General features: G+C 53.8%; 21 protein-coding genes. 10 read left to right on the plus strand and 11 right to left on the minus strand.

The annotated features are described in order from the left end of the window. Nucleotides 1-225: 225 nt before the first annotated feature. The 3 genes from chlP to QQ91_RS15250 all read left to right on the plus strand — a co-directional run bounded on the left by chlP (nt 226) and on the right by QQ91_RS15250 (nt 4,545). Nucleotides 226-1,449, plus strand: a complete 1,224-nt coding sequence (chlP, locus tag QQ91_RS15240) for a geranylgeranyl reductase (protein WP_166275850.1) — start codon at nt 226-228, stop codon at nt 1,447-1,449. Between the two features lie 223 nt (nt 1,450-1,672). After that, complete coding sequence (locus tag QQ91_RS15245; RefSeq protein WP_201277129.1) at nt 1,673-2,041, plus strand: DUF4870 domain-containing protein; 369 nt, start codon at nt 1,673-1,675, stop codon at nt 2,039-2,041. A 236-nt stretch (nt 2,042-2,277) separates the two neighbouring features. Continuing rightward, on the plus strand, nt 2,278-4,545 hold the full coding sequence (locus QQ91_RS15250; protein WP_166275852.1) for a peroxidase family protein: 2,268 nt from the start codon (nt 2,278-2,280) through the stop codon (nt 4,543-4,545). A 191-nt stretch (nt 4,546-4,736) separates the two neighbouring features. On the opposite strand, the gene QQ91_RS15255 is transcribed toward QQ91_RS15250, so the two are convergent. After that, complete coding sequence (locus tag QQ91_RS15255) at nt 4,737-5,645, minus strand: phosphoribulokinase (protein WP_166275854.1); 909 nt, start codon at nt 5,643-5,645, stop codon at nt 4,737-4,739. Between the two features lie 27 nt (nt 5,646-5,672). On the opposite strand from QQ91_RS15255, the gene QQ91_RS15260 reads away from it, so the two are divergent. Beyond that, complete coding sequence (locus QQ91_RS15260; protein WP_166275856.1) at nt 5,673-5,942, plus strand: hypothetical protein; 270 nt, start codon at nt 5,673-5,675, stop codon at nt 5,940-5,942. An 84-nt stretch (nt 5,943-6,026) separates the two neighbouring features. Here the strand turns inward: QQ91_RS15260 and QQ91_RS15265 are convergent, their stop codons facing one another. Together QQ91_RS15265 and QQ91_RS15270 are read right to left on the minus strand one after the other, a co-directional pair. Continuing rightward, on the minus strand, nt 6,027-6,254 hold the full coding sequence (locus QQ91_RS15265) for a Calvin cycle protein CP12 (protein ID WP_166275858.1): 228 nt from the start codon (nt 6,252-6,254) through the stop codon (nt 6,027-6,029). 103 nt (nt 6,255-6,357) lie between these two features. Beyond that, complete coding sequence (locus QQ91_RS15270) at nt 6,358-6,804, minus strand: hypothetical protein (protein ID WP_166275860.1); 447 nt, start codon at nt 6,802-6,804, stop codon at nt 6,358-6,360. Between the two features lie 225 nt (nt 6,805-7,029). On the opposite strand from QQ91_RS15270, the gene QQ91_RS15275 reads away from it, so the two are divergent. Then, entirely contained in the window at nt 7,030-7,764 is a 735-nt protein-coding gene (locus QQ91_RS15275) for a phycobilisome rod-core linker polypeptide (RefSeq protein WP_166275862.1), read from the plus strand. A 145-nt stretch (nt 7,765-7,909) separates the two neighbouring features. Here QQ91_RS15275 and QQ91_RS15280 read toward each other — a convergent pair whose 3' ends face one another. The 3 genes from QQ91_RS15280 to atpD all read right to left on the minus strand — a co-directional run bounded on the left by QQ91_RS15280 (nt 7,910) and on the right by atpD (nt 10,785). Beyond that, nucleotides 7,910-8,572: a hypothetical protein gene (locus tag QQ91_RS15280; RefSeq protein ID WP_166275864.1), complete on the minus strand. Its 663-nt coding sequence runs from the start codon at nt 8,570-8,572 to the stop codon at nt 7,910-7,912. Between the two features lie 233 nt (nt 8,573-8,805). Further along, nucleotides 8,806-9,222 carry an ATP synthase F1 subunit epsilon gene (gene atpC / locus QQ91_RS15285; RefSeq protein WP_166275866.1) on the minus strand — a complete coding sequence of 139 codons (417 nt, stop codon included), beginning with the start codon at nt 9,220-9,222 and terminating at the stop codon, nt 8,806-8,808. Nucleotides 9,223-9,330: 108 nt separating this feature from the next. Then, nucleotides 9,331-10,785, minus strand: coding sequence for a F0F1 ATP synthase subunit beta (atpD, locus tag QQ91_RS15290; RefSeq protein WP_166275868.1), 1,455 nt, complete (start codon nt 10,783-10,785; stop codon nt 9,331-9,333). Nucleotides 10,786-11,350: 565 nt separating this feature from the next. Between atpD and QQ91_RS15295 the strand changes: the two genes are divergently transcribed. Both QQ91_RS15295 and aroA read left to right on the plus strand, forming a co-directional pair. Next, nucleotides 11,351-12,175, plus strand: a complete 825-nt coding sequence (locus QQ91_RS15295; protein ID WP_166275870.1) for a DUF3598 family protein — start codon at nt 11,351-11,353, stop codon at nt 12,173-12,175. 85 nt (nt 12,176-12,260) lie between these two features. Next, entirely contained in the window at nt 12,261-13,598 is a 1,338-nt protein-coding gene (gene aroA / locus QQ91_RS15300; protein WP_166275872.1) for a 3-phosphoshikimate 1-carboxyvinyltransferase, read from the plus strand. 68 nt (nt 13,599-13,666) lie between these two features. Here aroA and QQ91_RS15305 read toward each other — a convergent pair whose 3' ends face one another. The 5 genes from QQ91_RS15305 to QQ91_RS15325 all read right to left on the minus strand — a co-directional run bounded on the left by QQ91_RS15305 (nt 13,667) and on the right by QQ91_RS15325 (nt 19,858). Beyond that, nucleotides 13,667-15,427: a coiled-coil domain-containing protein gene (locus QQ91_RS15305; RefSeq protein ID WP_166275874.1), complete on the minus strand. Its 1,761-nt coding sequence runs from the start codon at nt 15,425-15,427 to the stop codon at nt 13,667-13,669. A gap of 334 nt (nt 15,428-15,761) precedes the next feature. Continuing rightward, entirely contained in the window at nt 15,762-16,871 is a 1,110-nt protein-coding gene (gene bchI / locus QQ91_RS15310; RefSeq protein ID WP_166275876.1) for a magnesium chelatase ATPase subunit I, read from the minus strand. A gap of 103 nt (nt 16,872-16,974) precedes the next feature. Next, nucleotides 16,975-17,586: a signal peptidase I gene (lepB, locus tag QQ91_RS15315; protein ID WP_166275877.1), complete on the minus strand. Its 612-nt coding sequence runs from the start codon at nt 17,584-17,586 to the stop codon at nt 16,975-16,977. Nucleotides 17,587-17,616: 30 nt separating this feature from the next. Then, the gene (gene sds / locus QQ91_RS15320; RefSeq protein WP_166275879.1) at nt 17,617-18,588 is read right to left on the minus strand and encodes a solanesyl diphosphate synthase; all 972 of its coding nucleotides are present in this window, start codon (nt 18,586-18,588) and stop codon (nt 17,617-17,619) included. Nucleotides 18,589-18,751: 163 nt separating this feature from the next. Beyond that, nucleotides 18,752-19,858: a Gfo/Idh/MocA family protein gene (locus tag QQ91_RS15325; RefSeq protein WP_166275881.1), complete on the minus strand. Its 1,107-nt coding sequence runs from the start codon at nt 19,856-19,858 to the stop codon at nt 18,752-18,754. Between the two features lie 162 nt (nt 19,859-20,020). Here QQ91_RS15325 and gshA point away from each other — a divergent pair, with 162 nt between their 5' ends. The 3 genes from gshA (at nt 20,021) to QQ91_RS15340 (ending at nt 22,106) form a co-directional block, all read left to right on the plus strand. Beyond that, a complete protein-coding gene (gene gshA / locus QQ91_RS15330; protein ID WP_166275883.1) occupies nt 20,021-21,163 on the plus strand; it encodes a glutamate--cysteine ligase in 1,143 nt (380 codons plus the stop codon). A 43-nt stretch (nt 21,164-21,206) separates the two neighbouring features. Continuing rightward, nucleotides 21,207-21,692, plus strand: a complete 486-nt coding sequence (locus QQ91_RS15335; RefSeq protein ID WP_166275885.1) for a tRNA (cytidine(34)-2'-O)-methyltransferase — start codon at nt 21,207-21,209, stop codon at nt 21,690-21,692. A gap of 72 nt (nt 21,693-21,764) precedes the next feature. Then, a complete protein-coding gene (locus QQ91_RS15340) occupies nt 21,765-22,106 on the plus strand; it encodes an NAD(P)H-quinone oxidoreductase subunit M (RefSeq protein ID WP_166275887.1) in 342 nt (113 codons plus the stop codon). Nucleotides 22,107-22,404: the final 298 nt, after the last annotated feature.

Genomic DNA, 22,404 nt, shown 5'->3' on the forward strand with positions numbered 1-22,404 from the left:
GCAGACGTATTATACCAGCTTCCTCCGCTGCCAAACGGTATCCTACGGGGCCAAATCAGGGGCGCAGCGTTTCCTTAAATTTCTCAGCTTGATTGTTAAGCTCTGTTGCATCTTGCGATTTTAGGGAGAGGGTCTTGTTAGATAGTAGTTCAGGTTCAAGTTCTGACCTATCAGCCGCACGTTCTGAGCGGGTTTATTGTTAGCCAGTGATTTTGGAGGATTGCTTTGGGACTTAGGGTTGCTGTAGTCGGAGGCGGGCCATCGGGGTCATCTGCGGCTGAAACGCTTGCTAAAGCAGGAATTGAGACTTACTTATTTGAGCGAAAGCTGGACAATGCCAAGCCTTGTGGCGGTGCCATTCCGCTGTGCATGGTGGATGAGTTCGATTTACCCCTAGAAATCATCGACCGACAGGTGAGGAAGATGAAAATGATCTCACCGTCTAATATCGAGGTCAATATTGGTCAGACCCTGAACAAGGATGAGTATATCGGCATGTGCCGTCGTGAAGTCCTGGACGGCTTCATGCGCGATCGCGCTGCTCGGCTCGGCGCCAAGTTAATCAACGGCACGGTCAACAAGCTGGAAATCCCCAGTCGAGAAGGCGATCCCTATATTCTCCACTATGCCGACTTGTCCGATGGCAATCCCGAGGGCGTGATGAAGTCTCTGGCGGTGGATGTGGTCATTGGCGCCGATGGAGCCAACTCGCGCATTGCTAAGGCCATTGATGCAGGGGACTATAACTACGCCATCGCCTTCCAGGAGCGAATTCGGCTGCCTGAAAAGATGATGGCCTACTACGAAGATTTAGCAGAAATGTACGTTGGCGATGACGTGTCGCCAGATTTCTACGCCTGGGTCTTTCCCAAATACGATCATGTGGCCGTGGGCACTGGCACCATGCAGGTCAATAAGGCCAAGATCAAGCAGCTTCAGGCCGGAATTCGCAAGCGAGCGGCCCACCGCCTGGAAGGGGGCGAAATCATTAAAATTGAGGCCCATCCAATTCCTGAGCATCCCCGTCCTCGCCGAGTAGTGGGTCGGGTTGCCCTGGTAGGGGATGCCGCCGGCACCGTGACCAAATCCTCAGGAGAAGGCATTTACTTTGCCGCAAAATCCGCTCGGATGTGCGCAGAAACCATCGTGGAAACCTCCAATCAGGGGCAACGCATTCCTACGGAAGCAGATCTCAAGCTCTACTTGAAGCGCTGGGATAGGAAGTACGGCATGACCTATAAGGTTCTAGATCTACTTCAGCGCGTGTTTTATCGATCCGATGCCACCCGCGAGGCCTTTGTGGAAATGTGCGCTGATATCGATGTGCAAAAGCTCACCTTCGATAGCTACCTTTACAAGACCGTCGTACCGGCTAATCCCATTACCCAGCTCAAGATTACGGCCAAAACCCTGGGCAGCTTAATGCGAGGGCATGCCCTGGCCCCCTAGGTCCCTTGAGCGTCATCCTGCGCAGACCTGCGCAGAGTGATGAATTCTAAGCCCATCCGTCTTTAAATCCAAGCAAGCAGCGAGCCAAGGTTCGCTGCTTTTGGTCTGGGAAGGTAGCCGTACTTGAATCAACCAGATAGGTGTGGCCACAATAGATGGCATCTAGCTGGGGGGATGTCCAGGAGACAAATCCCTGCTGTTTTTAACGGGACACGATAGAACCATGACGAGTAAAGTGTTTGATACCGATAAGCGGAAGCTCCTTTCAGCAGTGAGTCACGGCTCCATTTTTTTTAGTCCCCTGCTGCTGACCGTTGGCATTCCCATCGTGTTGCTCACCGTGTCTGATGACCCCGTCATTCGAGACAATGCAAAGGAGGCGATTAATTTTCACATCAACGTTTGGATTTACGGAGCAATCGCAGGGTTTATCAGCTTCTTCTGGTTTACCCTCATTTTGCTGCCGTTAATCTGGGCTTTAGCTGCCTTTGTCTTCATTCTGACCTGGGTATTTCCTCTCTTTGCCATTGTGAGCTGCATTACCCATCCCGATCAAAGCTACCGCTATCGATATATTTTCAGGTTTTTGTAAGCCTGCGCCCAGCTGTCGCAATCTATTCTTTTGCGACTGGCTTGTTCTAAAATAAAAAACTGTTTCAGAGGCTTGCCATTGGAATCAGGAGGCAGGCTATGCTTGGTTTACTGATGCGAGATTTTTCTATGCAGGAGATCACGCCTACCCGATAGGTTCGCGGGGAAGGGTTGCCTGCTGATATCTCAACAGATGCGGGGGAAGCATCGTTAGATATCAAGGACCCGGTCACAAGTATGCCTAATCGTTTGCTAGCCTTCGACCCCTTCGCGGAAGGCCCCCTGCTCAGCCATTCCCTCGATGGCCAGAACAATAATCTTGAACAGCCGCAATGGGGCAGTCGAGATAGCCAGATCCTCAATCTTGCGCCTCTCGACTATGGGGATGGCATTGCGACGCCAGCCGGCAGCGATCGCCCTGGAGCCAGGGACATTAGCAACCAGGTCGCGCAGCAAGACCAGCCGCGTCCCGACCCGCGGGGCCTCACCAATCTGGTGTGGGCTATGGGGCAGTTTCTAGACCACGACCTGGACCTGACGCCAGGGCAAAGTAACGCAGAAGGCGGGGCTGAAACCTTTGATATCAGGGTGCCCGTGGGAGATCCTTACCTCGACCCCCAGGGGCAGGGCAACCAATGGATTCGCTTCCATCGCTCCGAGTTTTTGGCCGGCACCAGCACCGACCTAGGCAATCCTCGCCAGATCCCGAATCGAGTCACGGCCTGGATAGACGGCTCAAACATCTACGGTTCATCGCCAGAGCGTTTGGCCCTCCTGCGCAGTTTCCGCGATGGCCAGATGAAGGTCAGCGCCGGGAATTTGCTCCCCCTTGATCTAGGCCAGAATAACGATAACCCCGGTCCCTCCACCCAATTGTTTTTAGCGGGGGATGTGCGAGCCAATGAGAACATAGTGCTCTCCTCTATGCATACGCTGCTGGTGAGAGAGCACAATCGCCTTGCCGCTGAGCTCCAGGACATCCACAGCGACTGGTCCGAGGAACAGCTTTTTCAGCGGGCTCGGCAGATCAACATTGCACAGCTGCAAAAGATTGTCTTTGACGACTATATTCCTCTGCTCCTAGGACGTCCCTTACCGGAGTATCGGGGTTACGATCCCAGCGTTCATCCCGGAATTAGCCGCACCTTTTCCACCGCCGCTTTTCGCTTTGGTCACACCATGGTCAGTCCAGAGATTGCCCGCCTAGATGGCCAAGGGGCCGTCATTCCCGAAGGCAATGTCAACCTGGCAGCGGCCTTCTTTCCCAACGCGGAGGTCTTACAAACCACTGGAATTGAACCCGTCTTACGGGGTAGCGTTTCCACCCTGGCCCAGGCGGTAGACAATCAGGTCATCCATGAGCTGCGTAACTTACTCTTTAGCTTTGGCGGCCAACTCGCGGCCCAGGACTTAATGGCACTCAATATTCAGCGGGGGCGTGATCATGGCCTTGCGGACTACAACTCGGTGCGCGCGGCCTTTGGCCTGAATCGAGTCGCAAACTTTGCGCAAATGACCCAAGACCTCAATCAACAGGAAAAATTAGCACAGATCTACGGAAGCGTGGACAACATCGATGCCGTTGTCGGTCTATTTGCCGAAGATCCAGTGCCAGGAGGCAGTGTGGGAGAAACCATTGCCACGGTTTTGCAAGATCAGTTTACGCGACTGCGCAATGGCGATCGCTTCTACTACAAAAATAGTCTCACTCCAGCAGAAATTAAAGTCATTGAGGGCACAAGTTTTGCGGATATTATCCGCCGGAATACCAACTCCCCCATTGTGCAGGAGAATGTGTTTACCCTGCAACAGTCGGGAACCCAGAGCAATGACGAGCTGCGCGGTGGCCTTGGGGATGACGTAATCCTCGGCTATCAAGGCGATGATAGCCTGCGGGGATATTTTGGCAACGATAGGCTCTACGGCCATGGTGGATCTGATCTAATTAAAGGAGAGGAAGGCGACGACACTCTCATGGGTGGCCCCGGAAACGACCGCTTAATAGGAGGTTCAGGCAATGACTACCTGGCGGGAAATCAAGGCAACGATAGCCTCGTGGCGGGATCTGGAAACGATATCTTGAAGGGGGGCATGGGCAGAGATTCACTGATGGGGCAAGCGGGGAACGATCAACTCGTGGGAGGTGCCGACGATGATTGGCTCAACGGCGGCGGCGGAAACGATAGGATTCTGGGGACCAGCCACTCCAAAGCCGGCCGCTTTGAGCACGATGTTCTCATTGGTCAGGGCGGCAAGGACAAATTTATGTTAGGTAATCCCCACACCGCCTTCTACGCCGCCAATGGTCCTCAGGATTTTGCCGCCATCTTAGATTTTCAGGTCGGCGAAGATAAGCTTGTGCTCCATGGAACAGCAGCAGACTATCGGACGGAACAGGACTCCACCACCACACTGATTTACTGGGAACACAGGGGACAATCGGAGTTGATCGCCATGGTGAATACGGGGATCTCCATTAACAGCACCACTGCCCTGTTTCGCTAGGGCACCCCCGCAGCCCCGATCACGGTGCATCCTCAAACCCCAGAGATTCGGGCAGCACGGCCCTCATCTCAAATCCTGTGCCATGCATGCCCCTGCCCCAGGTTCTTTCCCTCTGGCCTTCAGGGGTAGCAGGTCGCAGCATCCCTGCTGCCCCAAAAGAGAAAGGATGCTGCTCAGAAAATCGCAACTGATCAGGCCGACTTGAGATTCCTCGCTTCCTCCACCATCTGCTCAATCAGGGGCGAGAGGATAATTTCCATGGCAAACCCCATCTTGCCGCCCGGAACAACCAGCGTTGTGTGACGGGACATGAAGGACCCTGAAATCATACTAAGCAGGTAGGGAAAGTCGATATGAAAGCGATCTCGAAAGCAGCGATTAATATGAATGATGACAAAGCTTTCATCCGCCGTTGGAATATCGCGAGCAATAAAGGGATTAGAGGTATCGACAGTGGAAACGCGCTGAAAGTTAATATGGGTGCGAGAAAACTGCGGAGTAATATAGTTCACATAGTCGGGCATGCGGCGCAGAATAGTATCAACAATGGCCTCAGGACTGTAGCCCCGCTCCGCATTATCTCGAGAGATTTTTTGAATCCACTCTAGATTTACAATCGGCACCACCCCAACCAGAAGGTCGACATACTGGGCCACATCAATCTCTTTGGTGACCAGACCACCATGCAACCCTTCGTAAAAGAGAATATCGCTGTTGGCATCTAGCGGTTCCCAAGGAGTAAATTCACCGGATTTGCAGTCGGTCCCCAGGCGTTCGTTGTGGTGCTCGGCTTCCTCACCATTGTGCAAATAGTAGCGTTTTTGGCCTGTTCCAGTTTCGCCATACTCCTTAAAGAGAATCTCTAATTTATCGAGAATATTGGCCTCTACGCCAAAGTGGCTAAAGTTCTTGCCCTCAGAGGAGGCCTGAGCCATCATTTGACGCATTTCAACGCGGTTATACCTATGATAGCTGTCTCCCTCCACCACCACTGGGGTAATGCCTTCGCGAATAAAAATATGTTCAAAGGCGCGTTTAACCGTAGAGGTTCCCGCACCCGAAGACCCGGTAACAGCAATAATGGGATGTTTACTAGACATGGTGAAGCGAAAATTTAAGGTGAGTTAATGAAGCAGCAGACCCGAAAAAGCCCTTTGATTGGTTTTATCTTAATTTTTAATGACCCCAAAGCAAAGCTTGACTTTCTCCCAGCCTTCAGCAGTCACCAGACTCAGCGGGACCAGACCGGATCTGCGATCGCGTTTACCCCCGCCTCGGTCCTTCGTCCAATCACTGGCGCTTCGGCTTGTAATCGCAAGACACCGGTAAAATTCCCGGAAAAAAGAGCGTGGGCCACCAATAGCCCCACGCTCTTGCCCCATTCGATCCTGTTTTAGAAATTTAGATTTGGCCTTAGAGCTCAAACCTGAGTCAATCTGGCTCAAATAACGCCCTTGCGCTCAAGTGAGCCCAACGTCACCCTAGTCTTCATAAATTCTGCACTCAACGGCATCGGGATTGTCCGCACAATAGTTATCCAGGGACGTCTTTTCCTCTTCTGCCTTTTGACGTTGGTGGGACGCTTCAGCTTGCAATTCCTCAACAGCATCCCAGGCCGCAGCACAGGCTTGGGAATCTGAACCATCTGCGCTACAGACTTCTCGGGCAGATTCTATTTCCTGGGAAATTTTTTCTTGAATATCACTCATAGCTATAACTGAATCACAACTTGTGGGTAAAACGCGCTAACTGTTTCAGTTTAACTTGTTTGTACAGACCGAGTCCGATGAATCGGGACGGTTCTACAATTGCTCACTGCCCCTGAAAACACCTCAGGGCCACCGTCATTAGTTCCGGAGGAATTTCGCCCCTGCGGTTCTTCATTCCCTGGCTCATAACCAGTAACTCCTGAAAGGTAAAGGTATTTTGGACCTCTCGGAGGGCACATTGGCAATAGGAGGAGGGGAGATTACTAGTTTCACACCCCGCCAGAAACTGCTGCTCGAACAGCGGATTATGAGTGCTCAGCACAGGAGGGGCAGCCCCACGATTCCCCGAAACTGGGTCGGGAGCGGAGGGGTCTACAGGTCGAACCTCAGCAGGTGCCCCCGGAATCTGGGGAGAAGTCGATGGCGGGGCAGCCGGTGAGTCGTAGGTGGGATGCTGCTGGACCCAATCTTGCCAGGACTCAGCTCGAACGAGGCTGCCAGAAAGAATACAAAAACCAGCCAGGGAAAAGGAAAGGATAGATTTCAGCACAGGAATTGCTAGGGAAGGAGGTCCAAGCTTAATTTACCCATCCCAGAGAAAAATTGATCCCCCAGATCGCCCTCGCCCAGGTCGGGGACCCATGCTCCGCGAGGGCAAAAAAGGTTGAACATCAACCTCATTATTACAGTTCATTACCTTGAAAAAAATCGTAAGTATAATCACTTACGCTTAGAATTGTCCAACTCAGATGGGGTTAACCAGTAGGTATTGAATATGGTACTTCCATTACTTGAATTCCCAACGACCTCTAGAAACTACCGGGTCGCCAGCTATGAGATTTCTGGAGACGAAGCTCCCAGGCAGTTTTCCACCGATTATCTGCAGCAGAGCGAAGGATATGACGCTCTGATTGAAGCGGCCTATCGCCAAATTTTCAATGCGCAGCACTTCACCGTGAGCAGCCGAATTCGGCCGCTGGAATCTCAGCTGCGGAATGGAACCATTACAGTGCGCGATTTTATTCGGGGCTTGCTGATCTCCCCTCACTTTCGCACCTTCAACTACGAAAGCAACAACAACTATCGCTTTGTGCAGATGTGCATCCAGCGGGTGCTCGGGCGAGATGTGGAAGATGAACGGGAGAAATTAGCCTGGTCCATTGTATTGGCCACTCGGGGACTGGAGGGCTTTGTGAATGAGCTGCTTAACACCGAGGAATACCTCAACACCTTTGGGGAAAACACCGTTCCCTATCAGCGTCGCCGGGTGATTGCCCAGCATAGCGTGGGGGCGATTCCCTTCGAGCGTATGGCTCGCTACGATCGCAACCATCTGCAACAGCTTCAGGCCATGGGGAACGACTTTTCTGCCAATCGCGAACTGGGAGGCGGGCTACCCCCTGAGAATATTCGCCGCATTGGGGCCGTAATCACCTACACGGGCGCAACGCTGCTCTTGATAGGGGTACTTGCGGTTGTCTTATCCTGGTTCGGCTTAATCTCCATATAACTGCGAGAGAAAAGCAGCCCAAAGCCGTGCCGACCTTCGCCAGGGCTTGCGGGGGACAACCTGATCTGGGCACCCAAGCTCACCCCTGCCCCGTAGGTTGTCCCGCTTGAGTGCCCCGTGCGAGGGAGCATAGAACCTCAGGGAGTTAAGGATTGCGAATAATCTCAGTTACCAGAGTGGTGTACTTGGCAAAGTCGGTTTCCCAAGCGTTCAAGGCCTGGTGCAGCAGGTCTATGGGGGGCTGACCCGATTCCGGTTGGAATCTAGTTTCACAGTTTCCGGTAAAGACAATTCCAGGAACCGCAGTGCCGTCTGGCTCCGTCACTACAGCGTCCTGGATGGTTAGGTTCAGCGTGTTGCGCTCAAAGGCATAGCTCAAGTTCAGGCTAGCCTGGTAGGGCTTTGTACTCAGGCGGTTGGAATTAAGTAACCCCAGGATATATTGCCGCGCGGCTTCCTCCTGGCCACTAAAGCTTAAAAAACTGCGGAAGTTGACGCCCACCGCCCGGTAGTCAACACCACTGAGAATTTCACAGTAACGAAGGGCCATCTTAGGGGCCAGTACGTTCACGGGAGTCCCGTCAAAGGGTTGGACAATTTGAAACTGCTTCGGACTAGAGGCGATCGCAAACCCATTTTTGTAGCGAATCAACGCCCCGCGATCCGACAGCAGCGGTTTAGTGGCTAACTCCCAGCCTTTGCGACTAATTCCGCTTTGGGCCAGAAAATCAGGGGTAATCGCCCTTGACTCTTGACTTTCCACCGCCAGGACAATGGCTAATTCTTTAAAAACTAAATCACGATCCATATCATTAATAAGGCATCAATAGAATTTCAAACATTGGAATTTAAGTCAGCAGAACGGTATCAAGGCTACTCTGAACGGCATCCCACAATCCACGCAGCAGCCAAGGTTAACGTTTCCATCACAACCCTAGCTTTGGCGAAACGAATCTGCCCAATAAAATCTGCCCAATAAAAGACCCTAATTCACTACTGAATCAGGGTCCCGTCAAACCACAATGGCTAGAACCTCTAGCGCTAAATCTGAACAACTTCTCCAGAAGCCTGTAACTTCGCCCGAGCTTTTTTAAAGTCTTGAAGGGCTTGGTAGCGCCGCTGCTTGTCTTCACCCTGTTCCGCCTTTTGGAGGGCAGCTTGTGCATCGCCAAAGGCGCTGCGGGCCGCCTCGCGATCAATGGCGTTTCCCACTTCACCACCGTTCACAAGAACGGTGACCTCGTCTGCTTCCACCTCTGCAAATCCACCCATCAGTGCGATCGCGGTCCAGTCATTATTCATGCGGACGCGCATTACCCCAATTTCCAGGGCAGTGAGCAAGGGAGTGTGGCCTGTCAAAATACCTAACTGACCTGTGGTACTGGGAAGAATTACCTCCTCAGCCGTGGCATCCCAAACCGTCTTGTCCGGTGCAATTACACGAACCGATAACGTCATAGTTTCTCTCCAAACCGCAAATTCCTTCAGAATTGTCGGATCGATATGCAAGATTGTCTCAATAAAATTAACCCGACCCAGCACCGATCGGCGCTGGGTCGGCCAGAATTAACTGTCAGCTTTCATTTTTTCAGCCTTAGCAATGGCTTCATCAATGCCACCGACCAGGTAGAAGGCTTGCTCCGGCAAGCTGTCAAGTTCACCGGACAAAATGCGCTTAAAGCCATTGATGGTATCTTCCAAAGAAACGTACTTCCCAGGAGACCCCGTAAACACCTCCGCCACAAAGAAGGGCTGCGACAAAAATCGCTCAATCTTACGGGCACGAGCCACCACCAGCCGATCATCCTCGGACAGTTCATCCAGACCCAGAATTGCAATGATGTCCTGTAGCTCTTTGTAGCGCTGCAGGGTCGACTGAACAGCACGAGCCGTGTCGTAGTGATCCGCAGAAACAATACCCGGCTGCAGCATGGTTGAAGCAGAATCTAGGGGATCCACAGCGGGATAAATTCCCTTAGCCGCTAGTCCCCGAGACAGTACCGTCGTTCCATCCAAGTGAGCAAAGGTGGTAGCTGGCGCAGGGTCGGTCAGGTCATCCGCTGGAACATAAACCGCCTGAATGGAGGTAATCGATCCTTCGGTGGTGGAAGTAATCCGCTCCTGTAAATCCCCCACGTCCGTCCCCAGGGTAGGCTGATATCCCACCGCAGAAGGCATCCGACCCAGAAGGGCGGACACCTCAGACCCCGCCTGTACAAATCGGAAGATATTATCAATAAACAGAAGGACATCCTGCTTATTCACATCCCGGAAATATTCCGCCATCGTCAGGGCGGTCAATCCAACCCGCATTCTCGCTCCGGGGGGCTCATTCATCTGGCCGTAAACCAGAGCAATCTTTGACTCATTGAGGTTTTCAGGATTGATTACCCCAGATTCAATCATTTCGTTGTAGAGGTCATTCCCCTCACGGGTCCGCTCACCAACCCCTCCAAAGACGGATACACCGCCATGCTTGAGGGCAATATTGTTGATCAGCTCCATCATGATTACGGTTTTGCCAACCCCGGCGCCCCCAAATAATCCAATCTTGCCACCTCGACGATAGGGCGTGAGGAGATCGATCACCTTAATGCCTGTTTCAAAGACCGAGGGCTTGGTTTCGAGTTCTGTCAGCTTAGGAGCAGGGCGATGAATGGGGAAGGTTTCACTGTTGTTCACCTCTCCCCGTTGATCCACAGGCTCACCCAGAACGTTAAAAATTCGTCCCAAGGTAGCCTTGCCAACCGGAACGTTAATGGGTGCGCCTGTATCGACGGCTTCCATCCCGCGGACAAGACCGTCGGTGGAACTCATGGAAACAGCCCGAACTTGATTGTCGCCCAAGAGCTGTTGGACTTCACAGGTTACGGAAACTTCTGCGCCGGCTGGATTCGTGCCTGTCACAGTCAAAGCGTTGTAAATCCGCGGCATCTTACCGCCAGGAAATTCAATATCTACAACTGGACCAATAACCTGCGAAATGTAGCCAATATTTGTTTTCTCTGCGGTGGTGACCATGCTCGCGCCTACTTCAATAGTGATGATCGAATTGCGGCTAGAAAAGTAACACAATTCACAAATTCGCCATTAACAAACCTATCACCGAACGGGTACAACGTAAACTTTCTTGAATCTATGGCCAAACGCGCAGAAAAGCGCCGCAATGGGTATTTCAGAGACCTGTCGATCAGCGACTGAGTAAGCCTTTGAGCCCTTTGCGAGTGAGTGCGAAGAGTGAAAAAAGCGTTCCTAGCGTAGCTTGTGGGAAGGAGAAAACTCATTGAAAATACTTATTACTCTCCCCGACAAACGCCTCTCCCCAGCAGACAACTCCCCCCGGTCAGCAACGTTCCTCAGCCAAGGCTGTCTCGTTCCCGCAGGGATCAGCACTCCCTCGGAGATCCCGTCGAGGCATGGCGCCAGGGTTCATGCCCGGTCATAGGGACCTAGACCGGGGAGGCCCAAACCAGAGGCGATCGGGTTTCAAGACAATGCAGGTTCGATTTCGATACAGTAATGCAGGTTCGATACAGTAAGGACGAGTACACCTGCACCTTAGAAGTACACCGATAGAAGTACAGCGATGACTACCCAGTGGAGGGGCCTATTGCAAAACCTTGGCCTCTGGACCGGATCCTTTGCCCAATTTTCTCCTGATGGCACCCTTTTGCAGGAAACCCCCAGCCAGCTGAGCTTGACGCTATCCGAGAATCAGCAACGGGTTGACCTTTGCTTGAAGCGTTTTCCTAACCATCAACCCGCATCGGTGATCAATCTTCAATTCTCCTACCCAGGACCAGGGCGGCAGGTGCCCTTTCTAGAGCAGGGGGCCTTTTCTCAGGGAACCCTGCAATATTCGAAGGTGAGTCGCTTTGGCGCGGAGCTATCTATGATCTGGGGCGATCGCCGACTGCGCTTGGTGCCACAATACGCCACGGGATCGCAGCTCACTCACCTCACCCTAATCTGCGAAACCCGAGCCGATTGCCCCCCCTCTCCGCCGCTCACTCTGGAAAAACTGCTCGGGCACTGGCAAGGCGAGGCTCACACCTCCTATGCCGATGGCCGAAACCCGGATCGCTATGCCACTGATCTGCAAGTCATCCAAAGGGGAGATCAGGTGCAGCAACGCATGCAGTTTGCAGATTACAAGATGGAAACCACCGGCCAGATCCATCCCTGTGCCATTGAGTTTACTTCCGGTCCGCAACCGCTGCGGCTGCTGATGTTGCCGGGGGGTGGGTCTTCCCTTGGTCCGCTAGAAATCCAGTCGGGCGTTCCCTTTTTCCTGGAGGCGGGCTGGTGGATTGAGCCCGGATTGCGCCAGCGACTCATTCGACGCTACAGCGATCGCGGCGAATGGGAAAGCCTCACCCTGGTGATAGAGCGTCAAATTTCTCCGCGCTAGCCATCCCTGGTCAGGGCTACTTCAGCCATCCAGGGTCCAGAAAACAGGCTACGATAACTTCTGGTTGTGCCGCTGTGTAGGTTAAATGCTGCAATTGTCCCACGCCCCTGACCAGCCAGGGAAGACTCTCTGGACCTTGACGCCCAAGGATCCAGTTCTCAGGGGAACCGTGAGGGTACCCGGCGATAAATCTATTTCTCATCGCGCCCTCATGCTCGGAGCCTTGGCAGAGGGCGAAACCACTATCGAGGGGCTGCTGTTGGGGGAGGATCCTCGCAGCACCGCAGCTTGTTTTCGCGCCCTGGGCGCGAAAATCTCTCCCCTGAATACGGAGCGGGTGACCGTTCAGGGAATTGGTCTGGGGAAGCTGTGGGAACCCGATACGATTCTAGATGCTGGCAATTCCGGCACCACCATGCGTCTAATGCTAGGCGTTTTGGCCTCCCACCGCGATCGGCTATTTATGGTCACCGGGGATGCTTCGCTGCGATCGCGCCCCATGGGTCGGGTGATTGCGCCTCTTGTTGAAATGGGCGCTCAGATTTGGGGACGTCAAGGCAACACCCTGGCCCCGTTGGCGGTCAAGGGACAAGCCCTCCATCCTTTTCACTACCACTCTCCCATTGCCTCGGCCCAGGTGAAATCCTGCCTGCTGCTGGCAGGACTGATGTGCGAAGGCCAAACCACCGTCTCTGAACCGGCCCTATCGCGCGATCATTCCGAGCGGATGCTCCAGGCCTTTGGCGCTCAGATCACGGTGGATCCGGAGACGATTAGCGCCACGGTAACAGGCCCAGCAAAACTGACAGGACAACCAGTGGTGGTCCCCGGAGACATCAGCTCAGCTGCTTTTTGGCTGGTGGCCGGGGCCATTTTACCCGGATCTGATCTGGTGATTGAGAATGTAGGCGTTAATCCAACCCGCACCGGGGTTCTCGACGCCCTCGCGCTGATGGATGCCGACATCACCCGGATTAATGAGCGGGAGGTAGCCGGGGAGCCCGTGGCCGATTTGCGGGTGCGCTATCGGCCCCTCAAGGCCTGCGTTCTTTCAGGAGGCCTGATTCCACGCCTCATTGACGAGGTGCCTATTCTGGCCATCGCCGCAGCCTGCGCCCAGGGCACCACCCTCATCAAAGATGCCGAGGAGCTGCGAGTCAAGGAGAGCGATCGCATTCAGGCCATGGCCAGCCAGCTTCAAGCCATGGGGGCGGCGGTCCAAGAGCGCCCCGATGGTCTGGAAATTACCGGCGCAAAAGGTCTTCAGGGAGCCGTGGTGGACAGTTTTGGCGATCATCGGATTGCCATGAGTCTGGCCATTGCGGCCTTAGTCGCCCAGGGAACCACCGAGATTCACGGCGCAGAATCAGCCGCCATTTCCTACCCTAGCTTTACCTCCACCCTAGAAGCGCTCCTGCCCTAGCCCCGCTACAGCAGGAGAAATATTTTGTAAATGCTGAGTCGAACCTCCACAGGAGTGATCGGGTCGCGCTAGAAGTTCAGCGTTCGCAGCACCTCATCTAGCTCATCCTGGGGATTTTCAGGTAGAGAAGCTCCCAGCTGACCTTCGAGGCCTGACACCCTTTGTTCCACCTGCTGCTCAACCAATTGCGGAATTCTTGAGAGGTCCCCAGAAACCTGCTGGGCCACCGTCTCAACCCGAGATTGCAGCGTGGCAATTTGCCCCTGAAGCTGGTTGATCTGCTCTGCCTGCTCCGGCGCTTGGGAGGAGAGCCCTGTGAGCCGTGCCTCCAGAGCCTGGATCTGCTGTTGAACACCATGCAGCTGGTCTTGGGTGGCCCGATCTTGACTTTGTTCAGAAAGCTGAGTCATCCGATGATCTAGACTCTCCAGATGTCCCTGTAGCGGCCCCATGGCCCGTTGAATTTCTGGCTGCAGGTCTGCAGAGGACTGCTCAGCCTGAGCTTGCAGCGCGGCAAGCTGGTCGTATATCGGACGATTGACAGCGTCTAGCTCGGCCTGTAGGCCCTCTCGGCTGAGGGCATTCGCTGAGGCCTGGGTCGCCTCTTGGAGCTGATTTAGCCGATCTTGAATCGTGTTCAGCTCACCGAGCTTGCCTGCAATCGCCTCGTACTGTTCACGCACAGAGGCATTCGCAGCATCAATACGCGCCTGAGTAGCATCTGGATTGGCCGCCTGGGAGGTCTCTTGGGCCAGCTTTTGCACCGCATCTAAACGGTGGTGGATCTCATCAAGCTGCTGATGAGAGTCCTGGATAGCGCCTTGTAAATGGGTAACTTCCGTGGAAATTTGGTGCAGGGACTGATCCAAAGCCTCCTGAAGCGTAGAAACATCGGTTTGCAGCTGCACTAGTAACTCTGCTGCACCCCCATCCTGAGCCTCAGGGGCAGGAGTCGCGGCCATCTCACCCAACCGATTTTCTAAATCTGAAAGCTGGGACTGTAGAGGCGTGACAAAAGATTCAATCCTGGCTTGAACGGCTTGCTCATCGTAGGAACTGGGCTGAGGTTCCGAGGCAGAGTGGGAGAGTTCGTTCAGCCGATGTTCCAGGGCAACAACTTGATCCTGGAGCGGATGCAACAGCGCCCCCATCTCCGCCTGGAGATCAAGGGACTGGGAGAACTCCGTGGCTTCTGGTCCTACATTGGACTGGACAACGCGCTGCTCAAGTTCATAGATAGCGGCGCTCAGGCGCGCCACATCTTCTTGAAGTTCAGTTTGTACCGCGCTCGGGGCCGCCTGGCCCTCTAATCGCTGCGTCAGGCCTTCAATGGTTTCAGCCATTTCTAGCTGATGATTTCTGAGGATGCCCACCTCCTGGTTCAAGGCTCCCCCTTGGGAATAAAAATCGCTGCCCTGTATTTCCAGAAAAGACTCAAGCTGTTGCACCTTCGACGCCAGCTCCTGGAAACGCTCGCCCCGTTCAAAATTCTCAGATCCTTCTTCATCCAACAGCTCTGCCCCCAGGAACTCGCTTCTCATACTTTGCAGCTTGGAGGCATACTGGCGCTGGGCCTCGATTAAATCAGCGGTCGCCGTATGCATGGTCAGTCGATCATGCAAGGCCCGACTATACAAATTGAGGCACACCGACAGGGTTAACGGCGAAGCCGCAAAGGCCACCTGATTCCAAACGATTGCTGCAATCGTGCCGCCGATGGAGGACAGCGCTGAGATCAGCTCAACCAGAAATAAAACGTTGCATCTTTGCTTTAAGGACTCAAACTCTTGATCTGGCGTGTTTTTTGCTAAACCTGTCGCACCCTTCATTTTGCCTCTTTACCCCAGCCACTCGGTGTTGATCTAAGAACTTGATGTCAGAAGACCCAGTTGCATTCTGAACAGTAAACACCGCAAAGAATATCTCTAATCGAATAGAAATTCAACCCTACGCCAAATCCGATGCAAATAGGGTCATTGCCTGCGCCATTCTCGCGAATTTTCCTCAGATCTCCTTTCCCTTAGCCAGAGGCGGCCGGGAGCTCAAGATAAGCTTGTCTTAAATGAGTCTGAGGTGGGTCTCCCCCGTCAATCTATTGCCTAAAAATATACCCATTTTTAGAGTATTTTCTACAACTATAGAATTGCTTTCCCACAAAATCCCCTAGCGGCGCCCCCCCACCGGCTGCTTCTGATTGACGGACTCAAGCTCCGACTCATCTTCGAGTCCAAACACCTGGTTAAACACTTTCATGACCTTATACCCAGAGTCAATGGACTCCAGGGGGTCCTTACGCAGGCGATGGCGCAGGCACAGCGTAATGACGCGACGAATATCCTCAACGGTGACTTCGGTGCGTCCTTCAAAGGCTGCGAGGGCTTTGGCGGCCCGATTGGAAACAATATCTCCCCGCAGACCGTCCACATCTAGCTCAGCGCACACCTGGGAGATCTGCACGCGCAATTCAGGTTCAATGGTGACCTGGTTCAGGGTTTGTTGAGCGGTTACCAGACGAGCCTGGAGCTGTTGCTGTTCCGCTTGATGCACGTCGTTGAAATGCTGGGGGTCTTGATCAAACAGAGATCGCTCCTCCACAATTTTGACCCGCAGACTCGGCTCTTTAACGGTGCGAATCTCGGCATGCATCCCAAATCGGTCTAGCAGCTGCGGTCGCAGTTCTCCCTCCTCTGGGTTTCCAGATCCCACCAACACAAACCTGGCCGGGTGACGAATTGAGATTCCCTCCCGTTCCACGGTATTCCAGCCAGAAGCGGCTGAATCAAGGAGCACATCCACCAGATGATCATCCAGGAGATTGACCTCATCCACGTAGAGAATGCCGCGATTTGCCTTAGCCAACAGCCCTGGTTCAAAGGCTTTCACCCCTTCTGCGAGGGCTTTTTCTATATCAATGGTGCCACAGACCCGATCCTCAGTAGCCCCCAGGGGTAAGTCCACCATTGGCACCTGCATCGTGCCGGTGGAAACAGGTTGTCCCGCCGACACCCGCTGTTTCACATCGTCACTCATCAGTTCAGGATCGCTGGGGTGGCTGTTAAAGGGGTCATCCTTCACCACGGGAATTTCCGGCAACAGGTCTGCTAGGGCGCGGATCGTGGTGGACTTCCCGGTGCCGCGATCGCCCATAATCATGACCCCGCCAATTCTTGGATCAATGACATTGAGCATCAGGGCTAACTTCATCTCTTCCTGACCCACAATGGCCGTAAACGGGAACACAGGACGACGGGTAACAGAGGATGTAGAACTCACGATAATTTACGCAATGACTGAATTAAGCTAAATCAAACAGAGGGAGGGGGACCGGCAGAGCGACCAGAAACGGATCTGAACTCCAACCAATCAGATGGAACTCTCATTTTGCCATACTTATTGCCCCCTGCATGGGGTCAGAAATTTGCCCAGCGGCTCCGGGGGGCCAAAAGCGAAAATTAGCTCTGCCAATGATGTTGGCCTCAGGCAGAAAGCCCCAAATATGAGAATCGTTGCTGTTATTGCGGTTGTCCCCCATCACAAACAAAGCGCCTTCGGGAACAACCACTTCAGACATCTCATAGTTGGGTGGTGCGGCAATGTAGGGTTCTGAAATGGGCTGACCGTCCACCCACACCTGCCCTGCGGAGACTGAAACCCTCTGGCCGGAAGTGGCAATGATTCGTTTAATAAAGGCTTGGTCTGCGCCGTAGCCAATGGACTGAAGTTGATCGGGAGGGCGAAAAACCACAATATCCCCGGATCCGGGAGGGCGGAAGTCATAGGATAGCTTTTCCACCACAATTCTATCCCCTGGATAGAGGGTGGGAACCATGGAGACCGAGGGGATGTAGCGCGATTCTGCCACAAAGGCTTTAACCAAATAGGCCAGGATCAACGCGATCGCAAGGGTCCAGATATTTTCCTTTTGAGCCGCCCAAAGGCGGGACCAGCGGCCAGGAGAATCGGGAGGCTGGGAGTCAGAATTGGCCATGCAAACGCAAGATAGAGCAGTCAAGCACCCTTAATATAACCGCTTGAGGGTGTAGTCCGTCAGGTCAATCAAGGCTTGCTTGGCCGCGGAGTCGGGCAGGACATCAAGCTGTTGTAGGGCGCGGTGGGCATAGCTTTCGGCTAGCTGGCGCGATCGCGCAATCCCTTGACTGTTATGCACCAAAGCGATCGCCTCCTCTAAATCACCAGGTTCCTTAAGCTCGCGATCAATTAACTCGCGCAAGTAGGGCTTCTCCTCCATGGCATAGAGGGTAGGAGCGGTTAGGTTTCCGCCCCTGAGATCGGAGCAAGCGGGTTTGCCCAAGTCATCGGCGGAGCTGGTGAAATCAAGAATATCGTCCACAATTTGGAAGGCCAAGCCGAGGGCCTTGCCGTAGTCGTAGAAATGCTGCTGCCAGTGGACAGGACTCTCGCACAGCACGCCCACCGCCTTAGCGCTATTGGCCAGCAAGGATGCGGTTTTGTAGTAGGATTTTTCTAAATATTCCTCAAGCGTAAACTGGGTATCAAAGCAATTCATCTCCTGCTGAATTTCGCCTTCCGCAAAGTCCTTAATCACCTCAGACAGCAGTTTAACCACCTCTAAGTTGTTTAAATTCGCCAGATACCAAGAGGCCTGCGCAAACAAAAAATCCCCCGCCTGAATGGCCACCCGATTCCCGAACAGGCTATGCACCGTTGGCAACCCCCGCCGCAGGGCCGCTTCATCCACCACATCATCATGGAACAGGCTAGCCGTGTGAATCATCTCCGTGATTTCTGCCAGACGGCGGTGAGTCTCGGGGAGGTCTGGCGTGCGCAGAACCGCCCGAGAAAGAAGAAACACAATCGCCGGACGGACCCGCTTCCCCCCCGCTTGAAACAGATGTTCAGCGGCTGCGTACAAAACCGGATGACGGGCCCCAATCAGGGCTTTGAGGTTATCGACCAGCAGCTTGAGATCATCTTCAACCGGGGCAAAAAGGGAGGTCACTGGGGTCATGGAGGTGGCTCAGGTAAAGGAGATGCAGAAAAAGATTACAAAATTTTACATATCTATAAGAGTTATTCTAAGCTTTGGCCACTGACTTTGCATCGAAAGTTTTGAGGCCGCGTCCCGTCCGCGCCACCCACAGGGCGCTGGCGCGAAGCCTCGGTCCACGTCCCTAGAGGATCGCCGCCAGGGCTGGCACCTCCACCCAGGATGAGGTTGCATCTGCTTGCCGAGCCCGGTCCATGAGCATCTGACTATAAACTCCCTCCCGGAGTCCTGGAATGAGAGGCTGCCCCTGGATGGCGGCATCAATCCAAGCCTGAAACACGCGAGAAACCGGAGCAATGCGGCCATCGGTGTGGGTTGTGGCAAACTCAAACCGCGAATCAACCGGCAAGACCTGCAGGGGCGCATCCTGCTGGCATCCCCACAGTTGGAAGCCGTGGACATAGTCCTGGAGGTTGTCGGATCCCAGGCGCAAGGTGCCGCGATCGCCATAGATTTCCACCCAATGGCCGCGCCCTGCGTAGGTGGTGGCGCTGATGTTTACCTGACAGACGGGTCCGTCCTCTAGAGACAGGATGAGTGTACAGGTATCCTCGGCATCAACGGTTTTGAGGGATCCGGTCTGGGGGTCAGGACGCTGGGGCACTGTGGTAGAGAGCCTTGCACTCAGGGATTTTACAGGGCCAAACAGCCAGTGGATGTAGTCAAAGCTATGGGAGCCAAGGGCACCCAAGGAGCCTCCCCCCATGGCCGCACAGGCATGCCAGGACCAAGGCCGCTGAGCATCGGCCCGTCCGGGAACCAGCCAGTTGATGTGAATCAGCCTCAAATGACCCACATAGCCTTGATCAAGATAGGCCTTCAGCTGCATCCAAGCCGGCACAAAGCGAAACTCAAAATTGAGGGCTGCAGTGACCTGCTGATGCTGGGCGAGGGTGTAAAGCGCCTTGGCCTCATTCAGCTCCAGGGTCATGGGTTTCTCCAGAAACAAATGCTTCTTGGCATTGAGCACCTTGCGGGCCATCTCATAGTGAAGAAAAGGCGGAGTCGAAAGGCTAACGCCTTGAACAGCAGGAAGGGCGAGGATCTCCTCCAGGCGATCGCTGGCGTGGGGGATTTGATGTTGGGCGGCGATCGCCTCGGCTTGGGCTCGGTGCCGATGATAAACCGCAACGACCGATCCCTGCCGGGTATCGCCAATGGCAGGGAGGTGAACCTTTTGACCGAAACCGGTTCCCACAAGAGCAATCCCAAAGGTATCAGAGGCGGACATAAGACTTGCACAGCATTGTCAACTATCTAACATGGCATTATCCGCCATTGGGTGCGGTATTCCCGAATGTAGATTCCTCGCAAAAGCATGCCAGAATAAAATAAAGCCTGTAATTGCATGGTCAACCACCGTGCCAAAGTTCATGTTGGAGGTCTATTGACCATGCTTTTAAAAGGATTTGAGGTCGAAGTTTATACCGGGACGCCCCTCGGCAAAATCGTTGGGCTTTCTCACTTCATTAGCCAGGATTTAGCGGGATTTGTTAAGGAGCCCGATAGCCGTAACGTTGAATACGTAACCGCTCCCACCCGACACTACGCCCAGGCGCTGTGCGATCTGGTAACGCCGCGCATGAGGTTGCGCCACTACCTGCGCGGTCTGGGAGATTACTCCATTATTCCGGGCAGCACCCTATCGCTTGGAGACTCCCGTCAGTTTTATCGATCAGATCCGACCCATCCCTACCACAGTTATATCGAGTCCACCTATGGCACTCGCGTGGTCACGGCCAGCGTACACATCAACATCGGCATTGAGGACCCAGAGATCCTGATGCGAGCTTGCCGCTTGGTGCGGATGGAAGCCCCGCTCCTGCTCGCATTGAGTGCGTCTTCTCCCTTCTTAGACGGTGGGGCAACGGGATATCACTCGACGCGATGGGCCTCCTTTCCCAAAACCCCTGAGCAAGTCCCCCTCTTTGAAAGTCATCAGCACTTCATTGACTGGACCAATGCTCAGCTCGCCTCAGGATCCATGCAGAATGTTCGTCATCTCTGGAGTTCAGTCCGTCCCAATGGCAACCAGCGTCCCTACGATCTCAATCGCCTAGAGCTCCGCATCTGTGATCTAGTCGCCAGTCCGATTCATTTGCTGGCCATCACTGCGCTGCTGGAGGCTCGAATTCAGATGATCCTGGACAATCCAGACTTAGATCCCCTGCTGGCCAATGGGTTAGGCTACGACGGCTTCCAGCTTGCCAGTCTAGCCGATCAAAATGAAGCGCAGGTGGCCCGCCATAGCCTTGAGGCAGAGCTTATTCACTGGCAGAGTGGCCAACCCATCCTTGCTCGGGACTGGATTCAGGATCTCTACGATCAGGTTTGGCCCCTAGCCAAAACAAAGGGCTATAGCTGCTTTCTATCACCCATTCTAGAAATTCTGAGAGAGGGGAACCAGGCCCAGCAGTGGCTGCGGTTGCATCAGGAAGGATATGCTCCCCAATCCATTTTGATTCAGGCGATCGCCACGATGGTTCAGCAGGAGCTTGAAGTTCGGGATAAGCTCTGCGAACCCGTTGCATTGTAAGCTGTGGGGGTTCCTCTCCTTTAAATTCCCTTCAGCCGCAGCTATGATCCGCGTTGTTTTAGTGAATCCTGAAATTCCGCCCAACACTGGCGCGATCGCCCGAACCTGCGCGGCTACGGACACCGAACTGCACCTGGTGGAGCCCTTGGGCTTCGAAATTAGCGATCGCTATCTAAAGCGCGCCGGCTTAGACTATTGGCCCTATGTAAAGCTGACGCGCCACCCAAACTGGGCTAGCTTTGTGACCTCGGCGGCGGCAGCCGGAGGGCGGCTGCTGGGCTTCAGCACGCGCGGGAACCTTGACTATTGGGACTGTCAATTTCAGCCGGGAGACTGGCTGCTGTTTGGCCGCGAAACCGCCGGGCTCTCCCCCCAAATGCTGGCTCAGTGCGATGGTTGCCTAAGAATCCCCATGACCCAGCCTCAGGTGCGCAGTCTGAATTTGTCGGTGAGCGCCGCCCTAGGGCTCTTTGAAGCTCGTCGTCAACTGATCCACCGTCCCGCCCTGCAAGCTAGGGGAAATTTTTAGCTTGAGTTCTCCCTAGACCAGCCGCTACACTAGCAATATCGCTTTATCCTCTGAAAATTCATTGCTGAGACTATGCTTCTGAAGTCTACGACCCGTCACATTCATATCTTTGCAGCCGAGGTGGAAGGAGAACAGCTCAAGCCCAGCGATAACGTGCTAACGCTGGACGTAGACCCTGACAATGAACTCCAGTGGAATGAAGATGCCTTGCAGCGCGTTTACTCCAAGTTCGATTCTTTGGTGGAGTCTTACAGCGGTGAAGATTTAACCGAGTACAACATTCGGCGAATTGGATCAGACCTAGAGCATTTTGTGCGATCGCTGCTGCAAAAGGGCCTGATTGGCTATAACCTCACCAGTCGCGTGCGCAACTACAGCATGGGTTTACCCCAAGTGGTGCAGTCGGAATCTTAATATCCCTCAGAATACCCTCAGAATCAGGCACGTCGCAGCAGAGTCAGCCAGCTCACAACCTCGGGATCGCACAACTGCAGAGCCAGGCGGCCGTAGAGGGGCGATCGCGTTAATTCAATGCGATCGCCTTCAATTTACAGATAATCCCAGACACCAGAGTCAGATTAAGGATCATACAGATCTCAGAAAACAGCTTCCCCTCAACACACTCAGTCAAGGTGACCGAGTCGCAGACGGCAGGACAGGCAAAGATCTCAGAGGTTAAGCCCCTATCCATCAAAGCGCCACACATTTAGAC

This window comes from Lyngbya confervoides BDU141951 (assembly GCF_000817775.3).
In the GTDB taxonomy this organism is placed as follows: Bacteria; Cyanobacteriota; Cyanobacteriia; order Thermosynechococcales; family Thermosynechococcaceae; genus Lyngbya; species Lyngbya confervoides.

Excerpts from the sequence above, each read along its gene's own strand:
- sds (WP_166275879.1), bottom strand. The coding sequence starts at position 18,588 with ATGACCCCAGTGACCTCCCTTTTTGCCCCGGTTGAAGATGATCTCAAG.
- QQ91_RS15250 (WP_166275852.1), top strand. The coding sequence starts at position 2,278 with ATGCCTAATCGTTTGCTAGCCTTCGACCCCTTCGCGGAAGGCCCCCTG.
- atpC (WP_166275866.1), bottom strand. The coding sequence starts at position 9,222 with ATGACGTTATCGGTTCGTGTAATTGCACCGGACAAGACGGTTTGGGAT.
- lepB (WP_166275877.1), bottom strand. The coding sequence starts at position 17,586 with ATGGCCAATTCTGACTCCCAGCCTCCCGATTCTCCTGGCCGCTGGTCC.
- QQ91_RS15305 (WP_166275874.1), bottom strand. The coding sequence starts at position 15,427 with ATGAAGGGTGCGACAGGTTTAGCAAAAAACACGCCAGATCAAGAGTTT.
- QQ91_RS15265 (WP_166275858.1), bottom strand. The coding sequence starts at position 6,254 with ATGAGTGATATTCAAGAAAAAATTTCCCAGGAAATAGAATCTGCCCGA.
- QQ91_RS15260 (WP_166275856.1), top strand. The coding sequence starts at position 5,673 with ATGAAGCAGCAGACCCGAAAAAGCCCTTTGATTGGTTTTATCTTAATT.
- aroA (WP_166275872.1), top strand. The coding sequence starts at position 12,261 with ATGCTGCAATTGTCCCACGCCCCTGACCAGCCAGGGAAGACTCTCTGG.
- QQ91_RS15325 (WP_166275881.1), bottom strand. The coding sequence starts at position 19,858 with ATGTCCGCCTCTGATACCTTTGGGATTGCTCTTGTGGGAACCGGTTTC.
- QQ91_RS15275 (WP_166275862.1), top strand. The coding sequence starts at position 7,030 with ATGGTACTTCCATTACTTGAATTCCCAACGACCTCTAGAAACTACCGG.
- QQ91_RS15340 (WP_166275887.1), top strand. The coding sequence starts at position 21,765 with ATGCTTCTGAAGTCTACGACCCGTCACATTCATATCTTTGCAGCCGAG.
- QQ91_RS15255 (WP_166275854.1), bottom strand. The coding sequence starts at position 5,645 with ATGTCTAGTAAACATCCCATTATTGCTGTTACCGGGTCTTCGGGTGCG.
- atpD (WP_166275868.1), bottom strand. The coding sequence starts at position 10,785 with ATGGTCACCACCGCAGAGAAAACAAATATTGGCTACATTTCGCAGGTT.
- QQ91_RS15280 (WP_166275864.1), bottom strand. The coding sequence starts at position 8,572 with ATGGATCGTGATTTAGTTTTTAAAGAATTAGCCATTGTCCTGGCGGTG.
- QQ91_RS15245 (WP_201277129.1), top strand. The coding sequence starts at position 1,673 with ATGACGAGTAAAGTGTTTGATACCGATAAGCGGAAGCTCCTTTCAGCA.
- QQ91_RS15335 (WP_166275885.1), top strand. The coding sequence starts at position 21,207 with ATGATCCGCGTTGTTTTAGTGAATCCTGAAATTCCGCCCAACACTGGC.
- gshA (WP_166275883.1), top strand. The coding sequence starts at position 20,021 with ATGCTTTTAAAAGGATTTGAGGTCGAAGTTTATACCGGGACGCCCCTC.
- QQ91_RS15295 (WP_166275870.1), top strand. The coding sequence starts at position 11,351 with ATGACTACCCAGTGGAGGGGCCTATTGCAAAACCTTGGCCTCTGGACC.